The organism is Dyadobacter sp. Leaf189 (genome assembly GCF_001424405.1).
Taxonomy (GTDB): Bacteria; Bacteroidota; Bacteroidia; order Cytophagales; family Spirosomataceae; genus Dyadobacter.
Map to the genome: position 1 here is coordinate 1,722,197 of NZ_LMPS01000001.1, position 24,113 is coordinate 1,746,309.

15 protein-coding genes are annotated in these 24,113 nt (G+C 48.7%); 8 read left to right on the top strand and 7 right to left on the bottom strand.

From position 1 onward, the window contains the following. The first annotated feature begins 45 nt into the window (after nucleotides 1–45). The 5 genes from ASG33_RS07325 to ASG33_RS07345 all read left to right on the top strand — a co-directional run bounded on the left by ASG33_RS07325 (nucleotide 46) and on the right by ASG33_RS07345 (nucleotide 7,773). A complete protein-coding gene (locus ASG33_RS07325) occupies nucleotides 46–2,742 on the top strand; it encodes a PQQ-dependent sugar dehydrogenase (protein WP_229238585.1) in 2,697 nt (898 codons plus the stop codon). Further along, nucleotides 2,732–3,745: a Gfo/Idh/MocA family protein gene (locus ASG33_RS07330; protein WP_229238586.1), complete on the top strand. Its 1,014-nt coding sequence runs from the start codon at nucleotides 2,732–2,734 to the stop codon at nucleotides 3,743–3,745. Before ASG33_RS07325 ends, ASG33_RS07330 begins: the two co-directional genes overlap by 11 nt. Before the next feature lie 55 nt (nucleotides 3,746–3,800). Further along, nucleotides 3,801–5,021, top strand: coding sequence for a sugar MFS transporter (locus tag ASG33_RS07335; RefSeq protein ID WP_056281931.1), 1,221 nt, complete (start codon nucleotides 3,801–3,803; stop codon nucleotides 5,019–5,021). A gap of 7 nt (nucleotides 5,022–5,028) precedes the next feature. Then, the gene (locus tag ASG33_RS07340; protein ID WP_056281935.1) at nucleotides 5,029–6,234 is read left to right on the top strand and encodes an ROK family transcriptional regulator; all 1,206 of its coding nucleotides are present in this window, start codon (nucleotides 5,029–5,031) and stop codon (nucleotides 6,232–6,234) included. 117 nt (nucleotides 6,235–6,351) lie between these two features. Continuing rightward, complete coding sequence (locus ASG33_RS07345) at nucleotides 6,352–7,773, top strand: serine hydrolase (protein WP_056281938.1); 1,422 nt, start codon at nucleotides 6,352–6,354, stop codon at nucleotides 7,771–7,773. 56 nt (nucleotides 7,774–7,829) lie between these two features. Here the strand turns inward: ASG33_RS07345 and ASG33_RS07350 are convergent, their stop codons facing one another. Continuing rightward, nucleotides 7,830–8,531 carry a protein-tyrosine-phosphatase gene (locus tag ASG33_RS07350; protein ID WP_056281941.1) on the bottom strand — a complete coding sequence of 234 codons (702 nt, stop codon included), beginning with the start codon at nucleotides 8,529–8,531 and terminating at the stop codon, nucleotides 7,830–7,832. A 107-nt stretch (nucleotides 8,532–8,638) separates the two neighbouring features. Between ASG33_RS07350 and ASG33_RS07355 the strand changes: the two genes are divergently transcribed. The 3 genes from ASG33_RS07355 (at nucleotide 8,639) to ASG33_RS07365 (ending at nucleotide 10,486) form a co-directional block, all read left to right on the top strand. Continuing rightward, nucleotides 8,639–8,971, top strand: a complete 333-nt coding sequence (locus tag ASG33_RS07355; RefSeq protein ID WP_056281942.1) for a helix-turn-helix transcriptional regulator — start codon at nucleotides 8,639–8,641, stop codon at nucleotides 8,969–8,971. A 57-nt stretch (nucleotides 8,972–9,028) separates the two neighbouring features. Then, entirely contained in the window at nucleotides 9,029–9,601 is a 573-nt protein-coding gene (locus tag ASG33_RS07360) for a DUF6428 family protein (protein ID WP_056281945.1), read from the top strand. Nucleotides 9,602–9,715: 114 nt separating this feature from the next. Further along, entirely contained in the window at nucleotides 9,716–10,486 is a 771-nt protein-coding gene (locus ASG33_RS07365; RefSeq protein WP_056281947.1) for a GntR family transcriptional regulator, read from the top strand. On the opposite strand, the gene ASG33_RS07370 is transcribed toward ASG33_RS07365, so the two are convergent. From ASG33_RS07370 to ASG33_RS07395, 6 genes are read right to left on the bottom strand one after another with little or no spacing between them, the layout of a single operon-like run. Further along, nucleotides 10,477–11,178 carry a GDSL-type esterase/lipase family protein gene (locus ASG33_RS07370; RefSeq protein ID WP_056281950.1) on the bottom strand — a complete coding sequence of 234 codons (702 nt, stop codon included), beginning with the start codon at nucleotides 11,176–11,178 and terminating at the stop codon, nucleotides 10,477–10,479. The two genes, ASG33_RS07365 and ASG33_RS07370, sit on opposite strands and share 10 nt — an antisense overlap. Then, nucleotides 11,175–14,000, bottom strand: a complete 2,826-nt coding sequence (locus ASG33_RS07375; RefSeq protein WP_056281953.1) for a glycosyl hydrolase — start codon at nucleotides 13,998–14,000, stop codon at nucleotides 11,175–11,177. The genes ASG33_RS07370 and ASG33_RS07375 overlap by 4 nt, the downstream gene beginning before the upstream one ends. Nucleotides 14,001–14,007: 7 nt before the next feature. Further along, entirely contained in the window at nucleotides 14,008–16,854 is a 2,847-nt protein-coding gene (locus ASG33_RS07380) for a glycosyl hydrolase (protein WP_056281955.1), read from the bottom strand. 24 nt (nucleotides 16,855–16,878) lie between these two features. Continuing rightward, complete coding sequence (locus tag ASG33_RS07385) at nucleotides 16,879–19,401, bottom strand: hypothetical protein (RefSeq protein ID WP_229238587.1); 2,523 nt, start codon at nucleotides 19,399–19,401, stop codon at nucleotides 16,879–16,881. Next, on the bottom strand, nucleotides 19,388–20,824 hold the full coding sequence (locus ASG33_RS07390; protein WP_056281957.1) for a RagB/SusD family nutrient uptake outer membrane protein: 1,437 nt from the start codon (nucleotides 20,822–20,824) through the stop codon (nucleotides 19,388–19,390). The genes ASG33_RS07385 and ASG33_RS07390 overlap by 14 nt, the downstream gene beginning before the upstream one ends. A 23-nt stretch (nucleotides 20,825–20,847) precedes the next feature. Next, a complete protein-coding gene (locus tag ASG33_RS07395) occupies nucleotides 20,848–24,054 on the bottom strand; it encodes a TonB-dependent receptor (RefSeq protein ID WP_056281960.1) in 3,207 nt (1,068 codons plus the stop codon). Between the last annotated feature and the right edge of the window lie 59 nt (nucleotides 24,055–24,113).

The window sequence follows — 24,113 nt, forward strand, 5'->3', positions numbered from 1 at the left end:
GTCCGACGTATCTGACTGATCAGTAACATACCTAATATGTTTCAAGTGAAAAAAATCTTGTATTTGAGCGGGTTGCTGTCGATCGGCCTGTTAAGCATTGCCTCCGCTCCGAAAAAGGAACAGTCGCTGTTCAGGGCTGTTGATCCCCGGCAATCTGTTCCGGTCAATGTGCCGGATTCGAGCCGGTTTACCTACACAACGATTGTCTCGGGCTTAGATGAGCCTATGGAAATGGCCATTTTACCAAATTACGACATTGTTGTGGCGGAGAGGAAAGGCGGCGTCCGCTACTTTGATAACAAGACCAAGGAACTCTCGACCATCTCTCAGTTCAATGTTTTCAGCGGCATTGAGGACGGTTTGCTCGGGGTAGCCGCAGATCCTGATTTCAAGAATAACAACTGGATCTACTTCTACTATGGCGTCGGCGGCGACAGGCACGTCAGTCAGTTAACGCGCTTTGAACTGAAAGGCCGTAAGTTGATCCAGGAGTCTAAAAAGGTGTTGCTCGAAGTGCCAACCCAGCGACAGTATTGCTGCCATTCAGCCGGTTACCTCACTTTCGATTCAGCCGGATTTTTATATTTGTCAATTGGCGACAATACCAATGCAGAAGAAATCGAAGGACATAACCCGATAGATGAAAGACCGGGAAGAGAATTGGCGGACGATCAGGCATCGACGGCTAACAGCAATGATTTTCGGGGAAAAATTCTGCGGATCAAGCCGGAGGCGGATGGAACTTACAGTATTCCTGACGGTAATTTGTTTCCAAAAGACGGTTCACTTGGCAAGCCGGAAATTTTTGCAATGGGGGTGAGAAATCCATTCAGGATGTCGGTAGACCCAAAAACCAAGTACGTGTACTGGGGAGATGTGGGCCCGGACACTGAAGTTCCGGCCAGTGAGGGCAAGCTGAGCTATGACGAGATCAACCAGGCACGCAAGCCGGGCTTTTTTGGATATCCCTATTTCCTGGGTGATAACGAGGTTTTTCCGGACTATGATTTTGAAACAAAAAAAGAAGGCCCCGGAAAAGATCCGAAACGCCCGATCAACGATTCGCCGAATAATACGGGCGTGAAAGAATTGCCAGCCGCACAGCCTGCATTCATCTGGTATGGAAAAGGCCCTTCGAAAAAGTGGCCGTTGGTGGAAAAAGGAGGAGCGAGCGCCATGGCTGGCCCGGTGTATTACAGTGATCTTTACCCCAATGCGCCCTACAAACTGCCCGAGTATTACAGCGGGAAGCTATTTATCTACGATTGGATCAGAAAGTGGATCATGGCTGTCACAATGGATAAAGAGGGGAATTATGTAAGTATGGAGCCTTTTCTGCCTCAACTGAAAGTGGTGGCACCCATGGACATGCAGATCGCCCCGGATGGAGCCGTTTACCTGCTGGCTTATGGTACCAACTGGTTTGCAAGAAACACCGATTCTGGGATCATCCGGGTTGAATATTCGGAAGGTAACCGCAATCCGGTTGCTTCATTGAAAATCGACAAGACAATAGGAGCGGCCCCGCTTACTGTCGCGTTGTCGGCCAAAGATTCAAAAGACTTTGACGCGGGTGACAAGCTTTCCTATTCCTGGAAAATCGGTGGTAAAACTGCTGCCGGCAAAGAGTTGAAGCACACATTCAGCAAGCCCGGAACTTACAATGTAGTATTAACCGTGTTCGACCAGAATGGCGGCAAAGGAACAGCCACCACGCAGGTAAAAGTAGGGAATACGCCTCCCGACGTGACGATAGCAACAAACGCAAACCGCACCTTTTACTGGGATAATTCAGCATTTGACTACCAGGTAAAGGTGAGCGATAAGGAAGACGGAAAGGTTGATCAGCAGCGTGTAAAAGTGAGCTTCAATTACCTGCTCTATGGAAAAGACCTCGCCGGCGCCCTGACCTCCGACGGGGAAACCGATCTCCGTTATGCAAGCACCGCTAAGCTGTACGCTTCGCTGGACTGCAAAGCTTGTCACACACCTGATACCAAATCAATCGGACCTGCATTAAAGGAAATCGCTAAAAGATACGCAGGCAAAGAAGGCGCGGATGCGCTTCTCGCCCGCAAGATTATCACTGGCGGAAGTGGTAACTGGGGATCGTATCCCATGCCGCCGCACGCAGATTTATCAGAAACGAATGCAAAGGAAATAGCGGGCTATATTCTATCAATGGGACAGGCAACACAGAAGACGCCTTTGTCGAACAGCATAAAGCTTACCGAGCACATTGGAAAAGGAAATGAAGGCGCCTACGTTTTGCAAGCGTCGTATGCAGATAAAGGTGCAAACGGCATTGAATCCCTGAAAACCGCCAGCCATATTGTACTTAAAAATCCCCTGATCCAGCTGGAGGATTACCATGAAGGCAATGTAAATGTGGTGATCGCCACCAGAAACACGGGATATATTTCGTACATCGCTCACATTACCGATGGTAAGTACACCCGCTTCAATGCCATTGATCTGAACCATGTTAAGGCGATCCGGTTCCGCATTCAGGAGCAGGGAATCGGCGGAACTATCGAAGTTCGGCAGGGTTCTAAGGATGGTTTGCTGCTGGGAAGCTTGAAAGTGCCGGAAGGGAAAGTTGCAGATCCGAAGACGGATTGGAAGGAATTAGTAATGCCCGTTACCCCGTCCAAAGGAGTTCACGATCTGTTCTTTGTTTTTAAAAATGAAAACAAAAAAGGTCCGCTGTTCCATATTGACTGGATGTATTTTGAAAATTGACCCTTACCCGAAAACAGATATGATGAACAGGCGCAAATTCATTTGCAATACCGCACTTTCAGCAACAGGAATGATCATCGCCAGCAAAACAATGGCTTTGGGAAGCGACTTTAATGCACCCTCAGGAAAAAGGATCGGCATTATTGGATTGGATACCAGTCACAGTGAAGTATTTACCCGGATGATCAATGCGGGCGGGGCTGATATGAATGGATACAAAGTAGTGGCTGCTTACCCGCACGGCAGCAAAGACATTGCATCGGCGTTGAAAATGAAACCCGATGTGATTAATGCAGTGAAAAGCCTGGGCGTGGAAATCGTGGATTCCATTGAAGAGCTGCTCACAAAAGCAGACGTGATTTTACTCGAAAGCAACGACGGAAGGCCCCATTTGGAACAAGCTTTACCCGTTTTTAAGGCCGGTAAACGGACTTTTATTGACAAACCCATTGCTCCCTCCCTGGAAGGTGCAAAATCCATATTCAAGGCTGCCGCGCAATACAATACGCCCGTTTTCACTTCTTCCGCGCTTCGTTTCGATGCGAGCGTACAGAAAGTAGCGGGCGGTTCGATCGGCAGCGTAACCGGTGCCGACGTGTACACTCCCGCAGAAATTGACAAAAACCATAGCGACCTCGCCTGGTATGCCATTCATGGTGTGGAAATGCTTTTTACGGTCATGGGGGCGGGGTGCAAAAGTGTAAGCCGAACATACCAGCAGGGTACAGATCTCACTGTGGGAGTCTGGCAGGACGGCAGAATAGGGACAGTAAGGGGAATAAGGAAGGGTTCTGCCAACATAGCAGGCACTGCCTTCGGCGAAAAGGGTATCGCAGCCCTGGGGCCATTTTCCACTTACGAGCCGCTCGTGAAGGAGATCATCGCATTCTTCGATACGGGAAAGCCGCCGGTGGAAGCCAGCCAGACGCTCGAAATTTTCAGTTTTATCCAGGCTGCGGACCAGAGCAGAAAAAGCAACGGGAAAGTTATCCTGTTGTCATAAATTCAAATGGTGGCATAACGTAAGATCTATAAAGAGCAATTACCTTAAGCCTGCTATGGCGCAAATTCCTTTATCCTCCACTTACTCAGGCGCAGACAGCGGGCAACAGAACTATGTGCCCGCACTTGCTGCATTGGGCGTGCTGTATTTTATGATGGGGCTGATTACCTGTTTGAACGACACGCTGGTGCCTTTCTTCAAAAACAGTTTCAGCCTCACCTATACGCAGTCGGCATTGGTGCAGTTTTACTTCTTTTTTACCTACGGAATTGTGTCCATTCCTGCGGGTTCATTGGTGGAGAAATTTGGCTATAAACGCAGTATGGTGTTGGGCTTTCTGGTTGCGGCGTCCGGTACATTCCTGTTTTTTCCGGCGTCGATCATGCACCATTATAACCTGTTCCTGGCTGCATTGTTTGTACTGGCGATCGGGATTGTGATTCTGCAGGTAGCGGCCAATCCTTACATCAGCATACTCGGCCCGGCTCAGACAGCTTCTTCCAGACTGACCCTCATTCAGGGAATTGGTTCGCTGGGCACCACCATCGCCCCGCTTCTTGGTTCCTGGCTGATCCTCGATTCGGCAGCCCCGGGGCCGCAAACCAGTGACGCGGTGCGCCTGCCTTACCTGGGTATTACCGCATTGTTGGTCCTCATTGCTACCATTGTTTCTCGTCTGCGCTTGCCCGACCTGCGGTCACGTCCCGATCAGGTAAAGGAAACCGGCTCAGTCTTCGGCTTCCGTAACCTTAAATTCGGAGTGATCGCCTTGTTCTGTTACGTCGGCGCCGAAGTGTCAATCGGCTCTTTTCTGACCAATTACATTGTAGATATCCTGGCGGTCAGCGAGAAGCTGGCCAACAGCTTTGTCGCATTTTATTGGGGAGGTATGCTGGTAGGCCGGTTTTTAGGCGCCGGGTTGCTTAAATTTCTGAGACCGTCGCTGGTACTGGCGATTTGCGCGTTATGCGCCTTTTTATTGATCCTGATTTCCATTAACACCGGAGGGTACCTGGCAGTCTGGACGATGATCGCGGTGGGTCTGTTTAACTCCGTAATGTTTGCTACGATCTTTTCACTGTCACTTTCGGGCGTAGAAAGCTATGCGACAAAAGCGTCCGGCTGGCTTTCAACGGCCATTGTCGGAGGAGCTGTGGTGTCTTTTGCGCAGGGTTGGCTGATCGATCATTATAGCTGGGGGATTGCATTTATCCTGCCTTTGATCTGTTATTCTTATGTACTGTTCTTTGGTTTGAGCGGGCACAAGCAAATGTAAATACCTTATGAGCAGACCTCTCAATGTGACGGCTAACAGCAAGATTAAAGACCCGGGACGTATCATTCTCGGTTACCTCGCTAACAATGGCGGCATGACTCTGCCGGAACTTGGAAAGCATATCAATGTGAGCGTCCCGAAAGTGACGACACTTGTGAATGAACTGAAAAAAGATGGTCTCGTACAGGATTATGGCAAGATCGATTCTTCAAGCGGTCGCAAACCTACACTCTACGGAGTAGCCCCCGACGCGGCTTATTTCTTGGGAGTAGATGTAAAGCAAAGCTATATCAGCTTGGGGCTGTCCGACCTCGATAAAACCCTGGTAAAGAACTCCGGCAAGATTCCCTACAATTTAGAGAACACCGTCGCATCCCGCGATGCGCTCTGCGATCATATCCTTACATTCATTCAGGAGCTTACCATTGATAAAAACAAGATCCAGGGTGTCGGGATCAACCTTTCCGGGCGCGTCAATTACAAAACGGGCCATAGCTACAGCTACTTCAATTTTGACGAGCGGCCGCTGAGCAAGATCGTGGAAGAGAAGATAGGGTACCCGGTTTACCTCGAAAACGATTCCCGCGCAATGGCTTTCGGCGAGTTCTGTATGGGCGCGGTGGAAGGTGAAAAAGACGTATTGTTTTTAAACCTGGATTATGGAATTGCGGTCGGGATTTTAATGGATGGCCAGCTCTATTATGGCAAGTCGGGCTATGCAGGCGAATTCGGGCACATGCCCATTTTTGATAACGAATTTATTTGTCGGTGTGGCAAAAAAGGCTGCCTTGAAACCCAGGCATCCGGCTGGGCGCTGGTACGTATGTTCCGCGAGAAGCTGCTGGAAGGCTCATCCTCACTGATCACCTCGAAGGTGAGCAGTAATGCAGAAATAACCATGGAAGACATTATCGAAGCCGCCATAGCGGACGATGTACTCGCCATTGAGCTGATCGCAAAGTTGGGCGAAAACCTGGGTAGGGGAGTCGCATCGCTCATCAATGTCTTCAATCCCGAACTCGTCATTTTGGGCGGAAGTCTCATGGAAACGGGTGAATACATCTGGTTACCCATCAAAACAGCGATCAACAAATATTCCCTCAGCCTGGTCAATAACGACACAAAGCTCACTATCTCGAAACTGGGCGAAAATGCAGGGCTACTAGGCGCCTGTTTGCTTGTAAGAAACAGATTTCTCGATCTTGCGGAGTAGTGGCGGGTTTCTGTTTTCAGAACAAACTCACAGAGTAAGTTTTGAGGAAAGCCGGGTTTATGTATGATGTCAATGCAGATTGACCTTCGTCAATAATTCTTGAAACCATACTGCTTCATGTTACGCCAGATACTGCAATGCCTTGTACTTGTTGCCTTGTTTGTAGGAAATGTACAAGGCCAGGACAAACAACCTCAATTTGCGGCATTGTTTGATTCTCTCAAAAACTTCAATGGATCCGTACTGATTTCGCATCAGGGCAAATTACTGTTTCAAAAAGCTTACGGCATTGCTGATCAATCCACAAACCGCCAGCTCACCACTGAATCGGTATTTGAACTGGCCTCGGTTTCGAAAGCTTTTACGGGTATTGGCATCATGCAGCTAAAAGAAAAAGGCTTGCTGTCTTATGACGATTCCTTACGTAAATTCTTTCCGGAACTGCCATATGCGGGTGTTTCGGTCAGACACCTTTTGGCAAACACATCTGGCATTCCGGACTTCCTGGGGTGGACAGAGGAGGAGATCAACGTCAATGCAAAAAACACGAATGCAGCAATTCTTGGCATTTTACCCAAAAAGTTTGCTGCTGTTGCATTCGCTCCGGGTTTGCGATTCCTGTATTCCAATACCAACTATGTACTGCTGGCAAGTATCATTGAAAAAGTATCCGGCTTGTCGTACGCGGAGTACATGAGAAAGCATATTTTCCTGCCTTGTGGAATGTCCAATACTGTGGTTTCACCGAGATATGCAGATAAGCTGCCGAAAGACTATGCATTCGATTATGCCTGGGATGGAAGTGAAAATCGCTTCTTACCTGCGGATAGCCTGAAACGGTATATCCACTATTTATCTGGAGTCACAGGCGCATTTGGCGTGATCAGTAATACGGCAGACCTGTACAAATGGTGCCGCGCGCTTAACACGAATTTGCTGGTGAGTGAAGCAACAAAAAAGGAGGCTCTTTCTCCTGTTAAACTCGCAAGTTCTGGTGAGACCGCCGGGTTGTACCCGGGACTTCCCTACGTTTTCGGGTGGCAGCTTTTGGAAGATCCTCCGGTGAGTGGAGATATGTTTTCCTCGGGAAATTATGGGGGGTATAGATCGCTGGTTGTCAACAAGGTATCGCAGGATCAGATCGTCATCATTCTGTGCAATATGGGCGAAACCAGTGACGTGATTTCCCTTATGAATAGTGTGGAAGAAATCTTTGAAGGTGCTCCTGTTTCGCCGCCGGACGAGAAAGAAATGCGAAAAGGCATTAAGCTCTCGTCGGAGCAGATGCGGGCACTCCAAGGTACCTACACAACAAAGGATGGAACCTTTCCACCTATGAAAATCAGGTGTATCGGAAACAGATTGTATGCAAAGTTTGGTGAAACCATGGAGCAGAATATCTTTCCGGAATCTGCGGATACTTTCTTCGTAACCGGCACGGACGGGAAGGTAATATTTAACAGGAACAACCAGGGCGCAGTGATTTCTCTCTCACTGAATGGCGCCGGTATGAGTCAGACTTTCTTTTTGAATCAGTAACAAGGCCCCTCGATCATCGGGGGCATTGCAGGAGCTCCCGGGAGCTCAATCGCTAGTTACTTGCCAATTTTCGAGAACACGTACAACGTTTCCGTTGCAATCTGCCGGCAGCGCTCGTCGTATTTTGCTGTTTCCTGCGCTGTACCGTCGAATGCTTTCGGGTCGTCATACGGTATAGCAACGCGTTTTGAAGCGCCGTTGACAACCGGGCACGCTTCATCGGCCTGGGAGCATGTCATGATGGCGCAGAAATCTTTTTGAGGATTGGCGGCATCGTTATATTTCTTGGAAAACGCTTTTAAAGGCGCAGCGTCGGGCGCATAGCGAACGTCATAAATCGGGTTTTTACCATCAGCTGTTTTCGAAATCTCAAAGCCCGCCCGCTTGCAGGCGGCGACTGCTCTCTCGTTGAATGCGCTGATCTCCGTCCCGCCAGAGTACGTTTTTACATTCGGAATGCCATAGTAAGCAGCAGCAGTAGCTGCCCAGATCTGTCCGAAATGACTTCTTCTCGAATTGTGGGTGCAAATGTAAGTCAGTTCAACAGGCTGGTCCGCGGCAACCCGCTGCTGGATGAAAAGGGCGATTTTATCAAGCTCCGTGATCCGGTCAGCCGGGATTTCTGAAAAACCAGCTTTGGCTGTTTCAATGTATTTTGTGAGTGCGCTATTAAGCTTTTGCTTTTCGCTCAGATCGTTGGATTGCATGGTTGTGGCGAAGGTTAATAGTGTAATAATCGACAAATTGATCAGGTTCATGTCCGGTGTAGGTTATAAATCAATCGTAAATATACGATAGACTTGATCAGACTTAAAAATATTTATCGTAATATTGCAATTAATAAAGTGAGCTTTATATTCGCATCATGGGAGCTACCAAAACCGAAGTATTCACCGAACAACAGAACCGCATTGCTGATCTGGCAAAAGCATTTTCACACCCGGCCAGGGTTGCGATCCTGCAGTTGCTGGTAGCAAGGAAAGCCTGCGTGTGCGGCGACCTGGTGGAAGAGCTGGATCTTGCGCAGGCAACAGTTTCCCAGCATTTGAAGGAATTAAAAAGGATAGGGATCATCCAGGGTGAAATCAATCCGCCGAGGGTATGCTATTGCATCAACCCGGTGGTATGGGAGGAAGCGCGGAAAACCTTCGGGTCGCTGCTGGACACTTTCGCTCTTACCAGTTCCTGCTGTAACTAGGCAGTCCCTTTTTTTTAAGTATATCAATCGTAATATTACATTTAAATAACAGAAAACATGAGCCAGTCAGATCAAGAGTTACAAGCGCCGGTGACCTGGGGTAATTTCAAGAAGATACTCGAACAAAACCCCGATTTACACCTGCAATTCCAGTACGCAGAGGGCAAGTTTGTCGATAGTTCCTACCATATTACCGAGATAAAGCAGGCGCCGATTGTATCTGTGGATTGCGGCGGACAAATGAACAGCTGGACGGAAGTGATCGTGCAACTCTGGGAGCCTTCGGTAAAAGAAGCAGAGCGCTCCATGAAAGTGGGTAAGGCACTCAAAATTGTGAATCTCGTCGAAAAAACGCTGCCGCTGAATCCGAATGCAACGGTTAAGATCGAGTTTGGTAATTCCAGATTTGATACACGCCAGATGTATCCGGGTGAATTCAGGGTTGACAATGAAACCTTCACCGTTAACCTTGTCCCTGATTTTACCCAATGCAAGGCCCTCTCGCGTAACCAGAGCTGCGGTACTTCGTCAACGGATACATCCTGCTGCGGACCAGCGCCTGTGAAAGAGGAGCTGAAATTGGTTGAAAATGAAAGCGCAAGCTGCCGCCCCGGTTCAGGATGCTGCTAAGCCTGGTTACTTCCCGGATTAAAGTTGGTGTAGCGTGGAGTTCAAAGGACAATTACAAACGTAGTAGCCGTTAATTGTTTATTTTTAGCTTTTATTTGACACCATTTCTGTGGAATGAACCTGAACATGAGGCCCAAGTTTCAAAGCATAAGCGATGCTGTAATAGAAAAGATCAAGTCTGGGGAATTGCAGCCTGGTGACAAGATCCCTTCTGAAAACGAGCTGATTAAGAACTTCAACGTCAGCAATACAACCGCTCGTAAAAGTCTGCTTGAGATTGAAAACAAAGGCTGGGCGAAACGCATTAAAGGGAAAGGGACCTTCGTACTGAACCGGACCGTAGACCATCACCTGATCCGCACATTAGGCTCCATTTACGCCACCCGCCGCGGCTTTCACGAAAGTCTGCTGGCAGAAGGATTTGAACCGCATAACCTGGTACTCGAAAAAACGGTACTGGAAGACGGTATCTCCTCCCAGATTGGCGGGAAGCATTTCATTATCGACGGGCCCGTTTTGAAGATCCACCAGCTGCGCTACGCTGACGATGAGATCATTAAAGACGAAATCAAATACATTTCACTGCGGTTATGCCCGAAGATCAACCGGATGCCGACGGAGATTTCCTATTTCAAAGTGTATGAAGATACTTATCGCCTGCGCATTGAGGAAGTGAAACAAACCCTTGGCGTGGAAATCATGGACCCGGATTCGGAGACCAACAATTTCGAGCTGAACCATTCCACGCCGATGTTCATCTTGGACAGTGCGGTGATTTGCAAGGGAGAAAAAATCGTGGAAATTGAGCGTTCCTACTATCGCGGCGACAAGTACAAATTTGCGATCAGCGCCAACCCGGACTACGAAAATCCTGATCAGAAATAGGGGAGCAGCTCTTTTACAATGAGCATGTGCCCGGCCTCATTCGGGTGATTTACCGAAGCCATTACTTCCTTCAACTTTCCTTGCCGGGCCACTTCTTTAAACTTCGCATTGGGATCCGCCAAACCTACCTGATGTTCGTTTGCGAGCGATTTGATCATTGCAATGTAAGGTTCCAGTGGGTTGGCTGCATCATTGATCTCAATGCGCTGGTCGGGTGAAGGAGTAAGTAAAATCACCTTGATATGCTTGTCCAACGCAGCCCTAATCATCTTTTCCCAGGCTTCCTTCACTTTTGTAAGATCCGAGAAACGGTCGTTTAATGCATAATCGATAAAAAGCACATCGGGCTTGTGAACCAGCACGTCGCTCTCGAAACGGGTTTGCCCTTTAATCGAATTTTCACCGCCGATCGCTGTTACAATCACATTGATCACCGCATACGGATACTTTTCTTTCAGGCTTTTCAGCACCAGGTTAGGGTACGATTGTAGCGTATTCACCTCGTGCCGGTCGCCATATCCCGCGGGCACCGAATGCCCGTGAAACACCAGATTGATCATCCTGTTTTTAGGCCATTGAATAGTCAATTCATGCTTGATGCTGTCCAGGTACTTACCAGCCTCGGCAACCTGGGAATATGCTGAAACGGGTATCGCTAAGCTCAAAAGGAACAGTGCAAATAACTTTTTCATGGTTGAACGGTCTGAATGGATACAATGGTAACTGGGCCGAGCAGACCCGATTTTTTCAATGGAACTTCTGCCCAGGGTGTGAGGTTTTTATTCGCTTTTACAATGTTGGTTTTGGTAAATTTCTCGCCGGTAATCGCATCGCCGGTCAATCTGTTCGACCAGGTATTTGCGACTTCTACCCGCAATTTATTTTCACCATTGATGACAAAGTTCGTTATATCAAATCGATGCGGTAATGTCCAGCTGATTCCCAAGGGTTTGTCGTTCAGCCACACTTCCGCCACTTCACTCACTTGGCCCAGATCCAGATAAATGCGCTTTCCTTTCTCCGGCATCTTGAATGTGAATTCCTTAGCATAAGTCGCAATTCCTGAAAAATACTTGATGCCTTTCTGCTCCGCGTCCGGCCAGGAGATCAGTTCAGGAAACACTGCCTGAGCCGGAGCTCCCCACCTTTCCGGAAACGATAAATTCCATTCCCCTTTTATTTCCAGTTTTTCAGGTGTATGGGTGATGTTAATCTGATTTTTACCCGTTTTTAACTGATGGTTTCCGGCTTCCAGGAAAGTCAGCTGATTACCCGCATAAGCTATCAGAGGAGGATTTGCGTTGCCGGATGTAATTTCGGTAAAATGTGGCCTGGCGGTTCCTTCCGTGAAAACGACAAAATAAGTCCCGAATGGAGGCAAAGTAAGTGGCATATGCATTTGTTTTCCGCGCTGTTCAAACACGCTCACCGCATGCACTTTCCCGGTAACCGGGTCCCAGATCTCAGGTACTTTGTTTTCCTGACGAAACGCGCATTGCCGCGAAACCCACGCATCGGTCGCATTTCTGATCAGATAAAAATCCTGTTTATCGCGACGGTAATGAATGTAGTCCAGCGTCCCTTTGTCCTGGTCGTTGTAAGCAAAATCGGGTGGAATATTCAATGCAGCCGACACATTCTCATTCACGATCACGCCGCCTTGTTTTTTCAGCTTATCCAGTTTAGCCTGCGCTTCCGCACCAACCGTCTTACTCTTACCTATGGACAGAACCTTGTATCTACCCACGCCAGGCAGCACCCATTCCCCATTTTCGACAGTCAGGTCCCGGAGCAAAATTTCTGTATTCATGACCTCATAATCAAACCCATTTCCGGCTTTGAAGACGATGTTTTTAGGCGGAACGAGATTGGGAATGTCGTCACCATAATAGTAAAGAACATCCGCCGCAAATTTCGCATTCTGAAAAATGTAGGAGATTCGGCTCAGGTAATCGTTGAATGGTTTGATTTTCGGCCACCAGGTATTTCTGTCATTGAAATGCGTCCCGGCAAAATAAGCGATGCCCGGGTGACCCGTTTCCTTCGGATTGTGCGGAAATCCGTGAATAACCAGCCGGTTCATCCCTTCGGAAAATGCGCGATCCGCATGGGTTTTCAGGTCAGCCGGACCTTCCTGCCAGTCCAGATAACTCGTAAATGCCTCTTCTTCGGCAATGCCCAGCTTGTAAATGTTGGCCGCCGCAGCAATTTCTTTTACCAGCCAAACCATGTCAACAATGCCTTCCTTGTCAAAATAAGGACGCTTGTACCAAAATTCCCCCCGAGGCACATCCAGCGAGCCCAATGCTTTCAGGGTTTCCACCGGAATATGGTGCATATGCCCCGGCCCGCCTGCTTCCGATATGATCTTCAAACCATATTTATTTGAAATCTCTTTGGCTTTTTTGTAATGATTGTGGATCATCAACTCCGAAAACGTCTCTAAAAAATCGGTATTAAATGTGTCCGCCGTTTTCTTTGCAAACAGTTTCTGGTCATAAATCGCAGGCAGGAATTTATAAATATCATAACCATTAATACGCTTGAAAGCTGCTGGCAATGAGGTCGTCCACGCAAACTCTTTGGCCTCATAACTTGCCAGGTAAAGGTTTTTCAGGGCTGTTTTTGAAAAATCTCCGAGCAATGGTTTGAGCTTATTAATGAAATACATCAAATGCATTTCCGTCGCCGTGGAGTCGAAATGATCGAGAATGGGCCCGGCCGACTTTTCCGAGGGACGGATCAGTTGTTCACCCGAATTGGAGCAGATGTAGCGGTAAATATCCCAGTTTCCAGCCGGTGCTTTCCAACTGAGTATTTCCGTTTCTGCATTGTAAAATGCCGTCACATTCACAATTCCCGACGTATCCGCCAGGTTTTGCGCACCCGCTGGAACTGCAATCACAGCCACTTCCTGCCTGAAAACCGGTTTTCCGTCTTTTCCATATTCGATCAGCCGGGGCTTGCCCGTGCGGTCGGGTGTAATGGTGGGGAAAGGCAGACGAAGCTGCGCCGCTTCCTTGCTGCTGGCCGTTGTTTTTGAATAGTATAAAGTCTTGGAAGCAAACCTGGGTTCTACCCAGCTGCCACCCGCATTCCAGCTGCTGGCCAGGTTCAATCCCACTTCGAGCCCGAGCTTACCCGCCTCATTGATTGCAAATTGTATCATTTTCAACGAAGAGTCGCTCATAAATGCGGGACCGGCAGGAATAATGTGATTGGGATCGCTGGCAGGCGGCACACCAATTTCAAAGAGGTCGACGCCGCCCAATCCCGCATTTTTCACCGCCACCAATTCCTCTTTCAACCTGGCCTGATCGGTATACCCATTCAGCCACCACCAGTAAACCTTAGGACGCGCAGTGCCGGTCGGATTCGCAAACCCTTTTTTTAATTCGTGTTGAATTCGCGTATTCGTGGCATTATTAACCTGAGCATAAGAAGGAATAGCACTAAGTATTCCCAGAAACCATAATGCGACAAAGAAATGACAGAGAAGGGTTTTGAATCTCATAACAGGATTAGTTAATGATCGTAACCGTTTTAATAACCACAGGTCCAAGTATTCCCGAAGGAACCAGCGGGGTTTCCGTCCACAGCAATTCGCGCGAGCCACGCACATTCAGGTTGGTTTTCGTGTACTTTTTGTCGCTGGTAATGTCGCCGATAATGCGGTTGGCCCAGGTGTTGATCACCTCGATCCGCAGTTCGTTTCTGCCAGTTTTCAATGAGCCGCTTACATCAAAATGATACGGTTTCGTCCAGCCAATGCCCAGCGATTTGCCGTTCAGCCACACTTCACATACTTTGGAAACATCGCCCAGATCCAGATAAATGCGGGTGTTTTTGCCAGCCGTCAGGTTGTTTTCGAATGTTTTGGAATAAATGGCCGAGCCGGAATAATGGCGGATACCTTCATTGTCCGACTTGGTCCAGGAGATCAGCTCCGGGAAGGTAGTTTTGTCTGGAGCGCCCCAGTTTTTAGTAAAAGCAATATCCCAGGAGCCGGTAATGGTTTGTGATTTGGCCAGATTATCAATGGTAATATCCCTGCCATTTTTAGTCAATGTTACATTCCCCTTTTCCGGGAGCAAAATGCCGTTTTGAACATATTCAAATGCGGGCAATTCTGCACCTGAGCCAATGGAGGTATAATTCGCAGGTCTCTGATCATTTGTAAAAACAACAAACACAGCGCCAAAAGCCGGCAGCGAAACAGGCACTTCAATGTGCTTTTCAGCTTGATTGAAAATCGTTATGGGAACAATCTTGCCCGTCATCGGGTCCCAGAGTTGCGGCGACTTACCCGTTTGCCGGAATAAACAAATGCGTGTCACCGTTTCCTTGCCCGTATTCCGGATAAAATAAAAATCCTGATCTCCCTTTTTATGATGGATAAAATCCAGGACCGGCTGGTCGCGGTGCATATAGTCAAGCCGCGCGGACTGTTTATCGGGATAGTCAAAATCGGGGCCGATACCCTTGGATTTCAGCATTTCACCAATGCGCCCGGCGGGCATGGCGTCGGTGATCACTGCGCCATCTTTTCGCAGCTGTTCGATTTTCTTTAAGATCTCAGGTTTTTTTTCAGAAATTTCATCCAGCGCCAAAACCCTGAACTGCGCACCGTATGGTAATGTGAGCAGCCCATTCTTCACCGTGAGATCACGCAGCAGAATTTCGGTATTAATAATCTCATAATCATACCCCGACCCCACTGCAAACCGGGTGTTCTTAGGCGTTACAAAATTGGGAACCTTGTCGCCATAGTAGTAAAGCACATCTGCCACAAAATCAGTCTCTTGCAGTATATAGGAAACGCGGGAGAGGTAATCATTAAATGGCTTCACTTTTGGCCACCAGGTGGTTCTGTCGTTGAAATGTGTTCCCGCGGCGTAGTAAATACCCGGACTGCCCATTCCGCGTGGATTATGTGTAAATCCGTGGATCACAGGCCGGTTCATTCCTTCGGCAAAAGCGCGGTCGCCATTCGGTTTCATGTCGCCGGGGCCTTCCTGCCAGTTCTGAAAGCTCGTAAATGCTTCCAGTTCCGTGATTTTCCGTTGGTAAATGTGTGATGCAGCGGCAATTTCCTTCACGAGCATGAGCAGATCAATGCTGTCGGGTGTGGCGTCATATTGGGAATGGTTGATCCAGAATTCGCCGCGGGGAACATCGAGCGCACCCAAAGCCTTGATGGATTCCACCGGTACATTGTGCAACGGAGGTCCCGGCCCGCCGGATTCAGAGATCAGGTTCAGACCATAACTATTTGCAATTTCCCTGCCTTTCCGGTAATGATTGTTGATCATCAATTCGGAAATCGTCAGGTCAAAATCCTTTTTGAACCGGGCCGACTGGGCAGGGTTGAAAGCATTTTTATCAAATAAGGCTGGTAAAAATTTGCTGACGTCGTACCCATTCAACTTCCGGAACTCGCCTGCCAGCGAAGGTGTCCAGATTGTTCCCGTTGCTTCGAAACTAGCCAGATAGAAATTTTTCAGCCCTGTTTTCCTGAAATCTCCGAGTAAGGGTTTGAGTTTATTTATAAAATACTCGAAATGCACGCGGGTTGCCGTCGAGTCAAAGTGGTCGATGATCAAACCTTTGGAATTCGGGCTGGGCAGTTTCAGCTGTTCCCCGGAACTCGCGCACACATAGCGAAATACGTCCCAATCGCCCGCGGGTGCCTGCCATTTCAAAGTTTCGGTTTTCGGATCAAAAAAGCGTGTCACATTTACAATCGCGGCCGTGTCCAGAAAGCTGCCGCTTTTTTGAGCAGGAATGGCTAATACGGCAATTTCCTGCCGGTATACGGGCTTTCCATCCGCCGCAAAAGCGATGACGCGTTCTTTTCCCTTTTCATCCTTTTTGGAAATAGTTGGAAAGGGAAGTTTCAATGCATTACCGGCCGTTTTATCCAGTTTGGTTTTGGAAAAATAAAGCGATTTCGCCCCATGCTCGGGCTTGATCCACGCTCCTCCTGCATTCCAGCTGCTTGATAAATTCAGTCCTACTTCCAAACCCAGCCTGGTCGCTTCTTTAATCGCAAAAGCAATGGTTTTCAACGAAGAGTCGCTCATGAAAGCAGGTCCCGCAGGTACAACCCCATCCGGCCGGAACCCAATCTCAAAAATATCAACCCCACCCAGCCCCGCATTCTTAATCGCCACCAGTTCTTCTTTGAGCCTGACCTGATCCGTGTACCCATTCAACCACCACCAGTAAACCTTAGGCCGCGCCGTGCCCGTCGGATTCGCAAACCCTTTACTTAATTCGTGTTCTTTTCGTGTCTTCGTGGCATTATCTAGTTGAGCAAACGATTCAAAAGGCAACAACAAAAGAATTGCCGCTAATAACTTCTTCATAAGTAAGGATTTAGGAATAGCAACTTACCAGGATACCACCAAACTCCCGGTTATATTTTCAACCACAAAATGTTTCCCCAACTTCGGATCACCTTCCTTAAAAGTGATCTTACCTTCTTTCCACGGATAGTTCGCATTGAGATAAGCGTGAAAATCCTTTGCAGTCACCTTATCATCCGCATAAATCCGTACGGTGGCATTCTTCAACCCGCTGACCCTGTATCGTTTAGCAATACCAAGCTCCCCTGAATGCAGCTCTTTGTAAGAAACAATCCCGTCATTTTGCTCGATAAAAATGCGTGACTCGCGGTTCCATGAAGTCGGCAGCGTGTATGCGGAATGTCCCTTGTCCAGCTTGGTTTCAAGCCCGAGCAGCAACGGCGCACCCTGCGGCAATTTGAATGTATTTCTAATCGTGCTATTTGGATTATAACCCGAGAAAATGAATGCATTGTTGCTTCTGGAAACCGTCAAAACCGGGTTTTTAATACTTGGATCTTCTTTTTCAATGGCGAAGTTCATTCCGAATTCCTGCAAAATGTAGCGCATTAACAGCGGCCCGGTGAACAGTTTCGAGGGATCGTCCGGAGTCAGCAATTTGCCGCCGGTAAACTTGCTCGAATTTGTGCCCCGCACGTAAGCCACTTTCCCGCCCTTCCAATCCGGTTTTTGACGCACCCAGGCCGCATCACGCGACTGACCAGCCTGCGTCATCTGCGCGAGTATCCTGGTTCCGGCATCTTTCTGGTCTTTTACATTCGTAGCAATGCCGCCCCCGGAAAACAATGCGCTATGGACGATTTTGGCAGGATATGCGACACTCATTTTGTCACCAGGGTAAGTTGATTTCATGTTAAACTCACCTTCCAATGCAGCCGTATTCTGCAAATTGAGCATATCTAAAAACGCTTTCCCGGCATGACCAGCCGGCCCGTAAACCAGCAGCTTCCCGCCGTTTTGAACAAATGAGATCAGCGCCTTTTCGAGCTCAGAATCCGCATCAGGAACAATGGTAACTAGCACCGATTCCTTGAAAGACGCGGGGTTATTTTTGATCACATTCTGAAATGAACCCGTAGAAACAACCGTATTGAGCGGCATTCCGTTGTTGATCGCCTGGCGGATCAGCCAGTCGCCGTAATAGATTTCCGGCAGCCGGTCTTTGTATTTATAAGCCCATTCGTGGTATTCGTCAAACGGGTACACCCACACGAGCGGGCCGGGCGCAGTGGGGGAATCATATCGGCCTTTGAGAATGTGCGGGGTAACTTCGTCGGGAACCTGCGTGGGCATGTTGCCGTACGAATCGTCGATACTCAGGAAGTTCAGGTGCGTCGGCAGCCTCACTTCTCCTTTTTTATTGATCCGGGAAACGGCCATCGGCAGGTAAATATCGTGCGGCTCGCGGCCGTAACGGTCGAGCCACGGACTATTAAGCCACCACGGATCGTGGGTGTAATACCGGAAAAGATAGCGCTCGTCGGGCAGCTCGGCCATTCTCGACATATATCCCACCATTTCCAAACCAAAATCACCATCCAATGCAGCCCACGGAGAATTCGGCGGCGGCAAAAGGTTTTTGTCTTTATAAATCGATTTCAAATCCACGCCATCCCGCGCCAGATCCGCGCCTGTTGAAAGGTTAGTACCACGTGTCTGGATCTGAATATCAGGACATTCCGCGCGGAAATATTTCCAGAAACCAGCGATCTTATCTTTGGTCGCATTCAGTTTCGCCTGATCAAACCCTTTACCATTAAAGATTGCTCCCGTGGACGACCAGCCTTCAACCCCATAACCAAAACCATTGCTCAGCCAGAGAAAATTAAAGCCCATATCTGCCAGGAAATGCTTGCTTTGCCTGCCCAGGAATGTGCCGAATGGCGTGTTGGCCGGGATACCTTTTGGAAATCCGGCATACGCTTCACTATCCGCATTCAGCACCGAATAGCAGCTTACCATCGTATTATGGCCCATCGCGCTGCCGCCCAGGATCTCGGGGTGTTTCTTGTATTTAAAGTCTGATTTGGCAAATTCCGGCCCCGGATCGAAAGTTTCGCCGATCAGGATCGGCTTGCCGGTTACCTTTTTCCCTTCTTCTTTTAATGTCTGCACAATGAATTTTAAATCATCGTAAGTGAACTTGGGAGGCTCGGGAAGGTACAGATATGCCCGTTCGTGGATCGATAATTCCTTCGGGCCGGAGTTCACCGCATGCTTCGTGTTGGGGTTTCCCATATACTGCGCCCATTCCAGCGGCTGGTTTGGAACGCCTTTGTAGTCAAGTATTTCGGAGCCGTCGCCCGTCCATAACATCACCGAAACCGTGTCCGTGTGACGCAGCAGCGAATGCCATTGAACAAACATTTCTTTGGCCACTTCGCGGATGTAGGCCTTATCGTTTTTCTTGAAAGGTTTCAGGGAAACTTCCAGGGTGATGTTATTGAAATTCCTGCCTTTCAATGTTGCGAGTTCATATTGCGCATGAACCCGGTTAAGGCTCATGCACAATACGAAAAGGATCATTACCTGCTTAATACCCCTCATTTTGTTTCAGTTTACTGTTCAATTCGATTTCTGCCAACGGGATCGGGAAGAGCAGCTCGTGCCCGGCCACCGAGAAATTCTGGTTTTTGCTCGTATAGTAAGCATTTAAAACGTCCCTCGCGCGGCCTGTTCGCACGAGGTCAAACCAGCGCAGGCCTTCAAACATGAATTCAACCCGGCGCTCTTTTTCCAGTGCGGTACGGAACTGCGCCTGGTCGAGCGCGGTCAGGTTTGGTAACGCCACCCGCGTGCGGATCATATTGAGAAAGGGCAGCGCCTGAACGGTTTTACTTTGCTCGTTCAATGCCTCCGCGTACATCAGCAGCACATCTGCATAGCGCATGACCGTAAATGTGACCGCGCCATCGGAGGTTTCCACCACCTTGAAGTCCACGAATTTCAATGCATAACGGGCCGGGGATTTGCTGCCATTGATCAGCCGGACCGAGTCATTAACAGAAGTAGCCTTTCTTTTGTCACCAACCTCATAAGCGTTGAACAAGCTTGCCGTGGGCGTAATGCGACCGGAACCTTGCAGGTTATTCGGGAAAATCGCCATACTGGTGATCGCCGGCGTGAAAATGGCCGAGTAATTGTTGCCCAGGCTGCGTCCACGGATAAACTGGATTTCAAAAAGCGATTCTTTCAGATTGTTATTTCCCTCCGAAAACAAGGCAGCGTAGTTCTCGTGCAGACCATATTGATTAAGATCCATCACTTCTTTCAGCTTGGCTTCGGCCGCCGCATAATTTTTTCGGGTCAAATGTACCTTCCCGAGCAGGGCCTTCACAGTACCGATCGATGCGTGCGTTTTGTCGTTGTTTAAAGTTGCCGGCATCAGGCCTTCCGCAGTGGTGAGGTCGCTCAATATCAGCTCGTAAACCTGATCGACCGGTTTCCGGCTGAGGTCTGCCGCCTGGATTTCACCCGGATTTCCATATTCCTGTTCAGTAATGGGGACGTCGCCGAAAAGCTGCACCAGATAGAAATAGCTGAATGCCCGCAGGAAGCGCGTTTCACCGATGATCTTGTTCTTCGCAGCGGCGTCAAAATCAACAGCTTCAATGCGGTTAAGGATCGTGTTGCATCTTGAAATCGTGACAAAGCAGGTGTTCCAGATACCTCTCACCATGTTGTTTGTGGAAGTCAGCGCGTTTTGCTCAAACTGCATTTCATCCACGGTAGGCGAGGACCAGTTGATCTCCGCATTATCGGTACGGAGCTCCGCCGCATACAGAATGGCACTGCCGCTGTAAAGCCCGCGAAAGCTGCTGTATGCGCCAATTAAGGCTCTTTCAAAGTCGTTTTGGGTTTTGTAAAAAACATTATTGCTGATCTGATGCTCGGGAACAAGTTCCAGAAAATCGTTACAGGATGAAAGGCTGGTCAGCATCAATACCAGCGCCAGAATATTCCTTTTCATAGTATTCTATGTTAATGGTTGTTTCAAAAACTTACTCTCAGACCCACTGTAAAAGCTCTCGGATTGGGGTAGGAGAAGAAATCCACGCCCGTTTGGCCGATGTTGTCGCCGCCTGTGCTGCCTTCGGGATCATAGCCCGGGTAGTCGGTGAAAGTGAAAAGGTTGGTAACATCCGCGTAAAGCGATAATCCCTGTAACCTGAGTTTCTCTGTGACAGTACCGGGAAATGTGTAAGCCAGGTTTACATTCCGGATGCGTATAAATGAACCATCGAACATATACTTGGTCGTTCCCGCGCTGAAACCGAATGCATAATCGTTGCGGATCGCACGTGCATATTTTCCGGCACCTGGGTTCTCCGGTGATTTCCAGCGATCGGCCATCACGGCAAGCTGGTTTTGCACACCTGCGCCATTCAGTGAAACCTCACCGCCCTGGAAGTACATTTCGTTACCCTGCGATCCGTAAATATTCACACTTAACGCCAGGTTTTTGTATGAAAAACGGTGACCCATTCCCCAGGTGAATTTTGGCCAGGGATTTCCTACGATCATCCGGTCTGCCTGGGTAATAGTACCGCTGCCGTCTGCATCCTGAAAACGGTAGTCCCCCGGCTGCACCCGTGGGTGCTGAATGGGATTTGCTTTTACCTCTTCCTGCGTCTGGAAAATGCCCTGTATGTTCAGTAACCTGAAACTCGCAATCGGCTGGCCGACTTCCGCGACCTGATAAGCCGAGGTATTAATGCGGGCAGATTCTGTATTCAGTTTTAAAACCTTGTTTCGGTTGATACTCAAATTCACATCTGATGTCCACCGGAAGTTGCCTTTGGCGATGTTCTCCGTGTTTAATGAAAATTCAATCCCTTTGTTTTCCAGCTCACCCACGTTTTGCACCGACGAAGAAAAGCCCGAAGCTGCGGGTAAGGCAACTGATAACAGCAGGTCTTTTTTATGCGTACGGTACGCGTCCACGGTCAGGGCAATCCTGTTTTTGAACAAAGCAAGGTCAACGCCCACATTGGTCTGGAAAGACTTTTCCCAGCTCAGTACATCATTGGCGAGGGTAGATGGCGAGATACCCGAAATGTTGGAGCCATTGGAAACCATAGGAGATATGCCCAGCAAGCCCAGACTGGCGTAATTGCCGATCAGGTTATTACCCGACACCCCATAGCTGGCCCGGAGTTTCAGGTCGCTGACTGTGCTGCTGTTTTGCAGAAATGCTTCCTGCGACAGGCGGTAGGCAGCCGAAACGGAAGGAAATGCGCCCCATTTGTTTTTTGAACCAAACCGTGAGCTTCCATCCTGGCGCATGGTGGCAGTGAGCAGGTACTTGTCGTCAAAGGAGTAATTGAGGCGGGCAAACCACGACAACATCGACCATTGTGACATGTAATCCGTTCCGGTTGTGACGATACCCGCTGCAAGGTAAGGCACATCGTCAGTAGGGAAATCGGTTGCGCCGGCTTGCAGCACATCGTCCGTATTTTTTTGGGCTGAAAAACCTACAAGTGCATCGAAATCATGCTTTTCGCCTACTTTCTTGCGGTAGTTCAATGTGTTTTCATTCAGCCAGTTGATGCTGTTGAATTTGGTAACACCGGCTACCGCCGCACCTGTCCGGCTGGTAGCGACGCCAATTTTGGAGGATTTCCAAAGACGTGTCTGGTTGCTGGAATAGTTGATACCGATGGTTGTTTTGAAAACCAAACCGTTCGCGATCTCATATTCCAGGTAATTATTGGTAAAAATATTGGCATTCTTCCGTTTGTCGGAAAACTCGTCGTTGATCAGCAATACGTGCTCCACCGGAATACCCGTCGTTGATGAGAATTCGGAATAGTAGCCGCCATTATCGTCGTAAACAGGAATGGTAGGGTCGGAGGCAACTGCCGCTGAGATGAGACCGCGGTGCTGCAAATGACCTTCTGCCCGGGCAAAATCACCAAATGAATATGTTCCCGAAAAGCTGGTTCCCAGTTTCAGTCGCGGCGTCAGGTTTACATCCAGGTTGGTCCGCATATTGAATTTCTTGAACTTAGAACCGATGATAATCCCATCCTGATCCAGGTATCCACCCGAAACAAAATAGCGCATATCCCCTTTGTTACCGGTGGCCGAAAGCTGGTAGTTCTGTACCAGCGAGTTTCTGAAAATCAGGTCCTGCCAGTCGGTTCCATATCCATTGTCTGCAAACTGGTCCAGATTCCGGAAAGCGGGTTTTACATATTGACCAGTCCCGCGTTTTTCATTGGGATCACTCGCATTACCTCCCGTAAACACCCACGCATTATCACGGCCTTCCGCCACAAACTCGGCATATTGCCGTGGCGACATCAGATCCATTTTTTTGGCGAGCTGCTGCAAGCCCGTTGAGTGCTCAAAACTGATGTTGGAACGTCCCCGCGTTCCTCTTTTTGTATTAATGATCACCACACCATTGGCACCGCGCGAACCGTAGATCGCCGTCGCAGAAGCATCTTTCAAAACCTGAATGGACTCGATATCAGACGGATTAATCGTACTTAACGGGTTGACCCTGTTTACCGCACTCGCCCCGACAATGCCGTTTGCTGAATAAGAATCCGAAGCATAGTTGGCAACGCTGGAACCACCTCCGCCCGAGCCGATCGCAAAGCCGTCCACGACATAAAGCGGCTGGTTTCCACCGGTAATGGAGTTCACACCACGGATCAAAACGTTGACATTTCCGCCCGGTGCACCCGAAGTTTGCGTGATCTGCACGCCGGCTATTTTCCCTTGCAGCATCTGGTCAAAACTGTTGGCAGCAGGTACAGGAACAAGGTCTTTTGCTGATATATTCACAATGGAGCCAGTCACATCTTTCTTGCGCTGCGTACCGTAACCGACTACCACCACATCCTGTAATTGCTGCTCATCAGCTTTCAGGGCCACATTGATCACCGATTGACTGCCAACCACCACTTCCTGTGGAAGGTAACCGATGAAACTGACCACGACCGTTGCACCTGAGCCGACGGTAAGCTGATAGCTTCCATTTGCATCGGAAGTAGTCCCGTTTGATCCGCCTTTTTCTGCAATCGTTGCACCGACCAGAGGTTGCTTGTCTTCGGCAGTGGTGATCACACCGCGTATTTCCTGTTTGCCCGCAACCTGCGCGAAAACCGTGCAGGCGGACGTCAGGATGAGCAGCAGCAAAAGACTGGAAAGCTGCCGGAAGCGTTGATTAATACACTTTTTCTTCATAGTGAAAAGGGATTTAGATATTAGCAAGAGGTTAATGCGCAATCCTGTAAACAATGAAT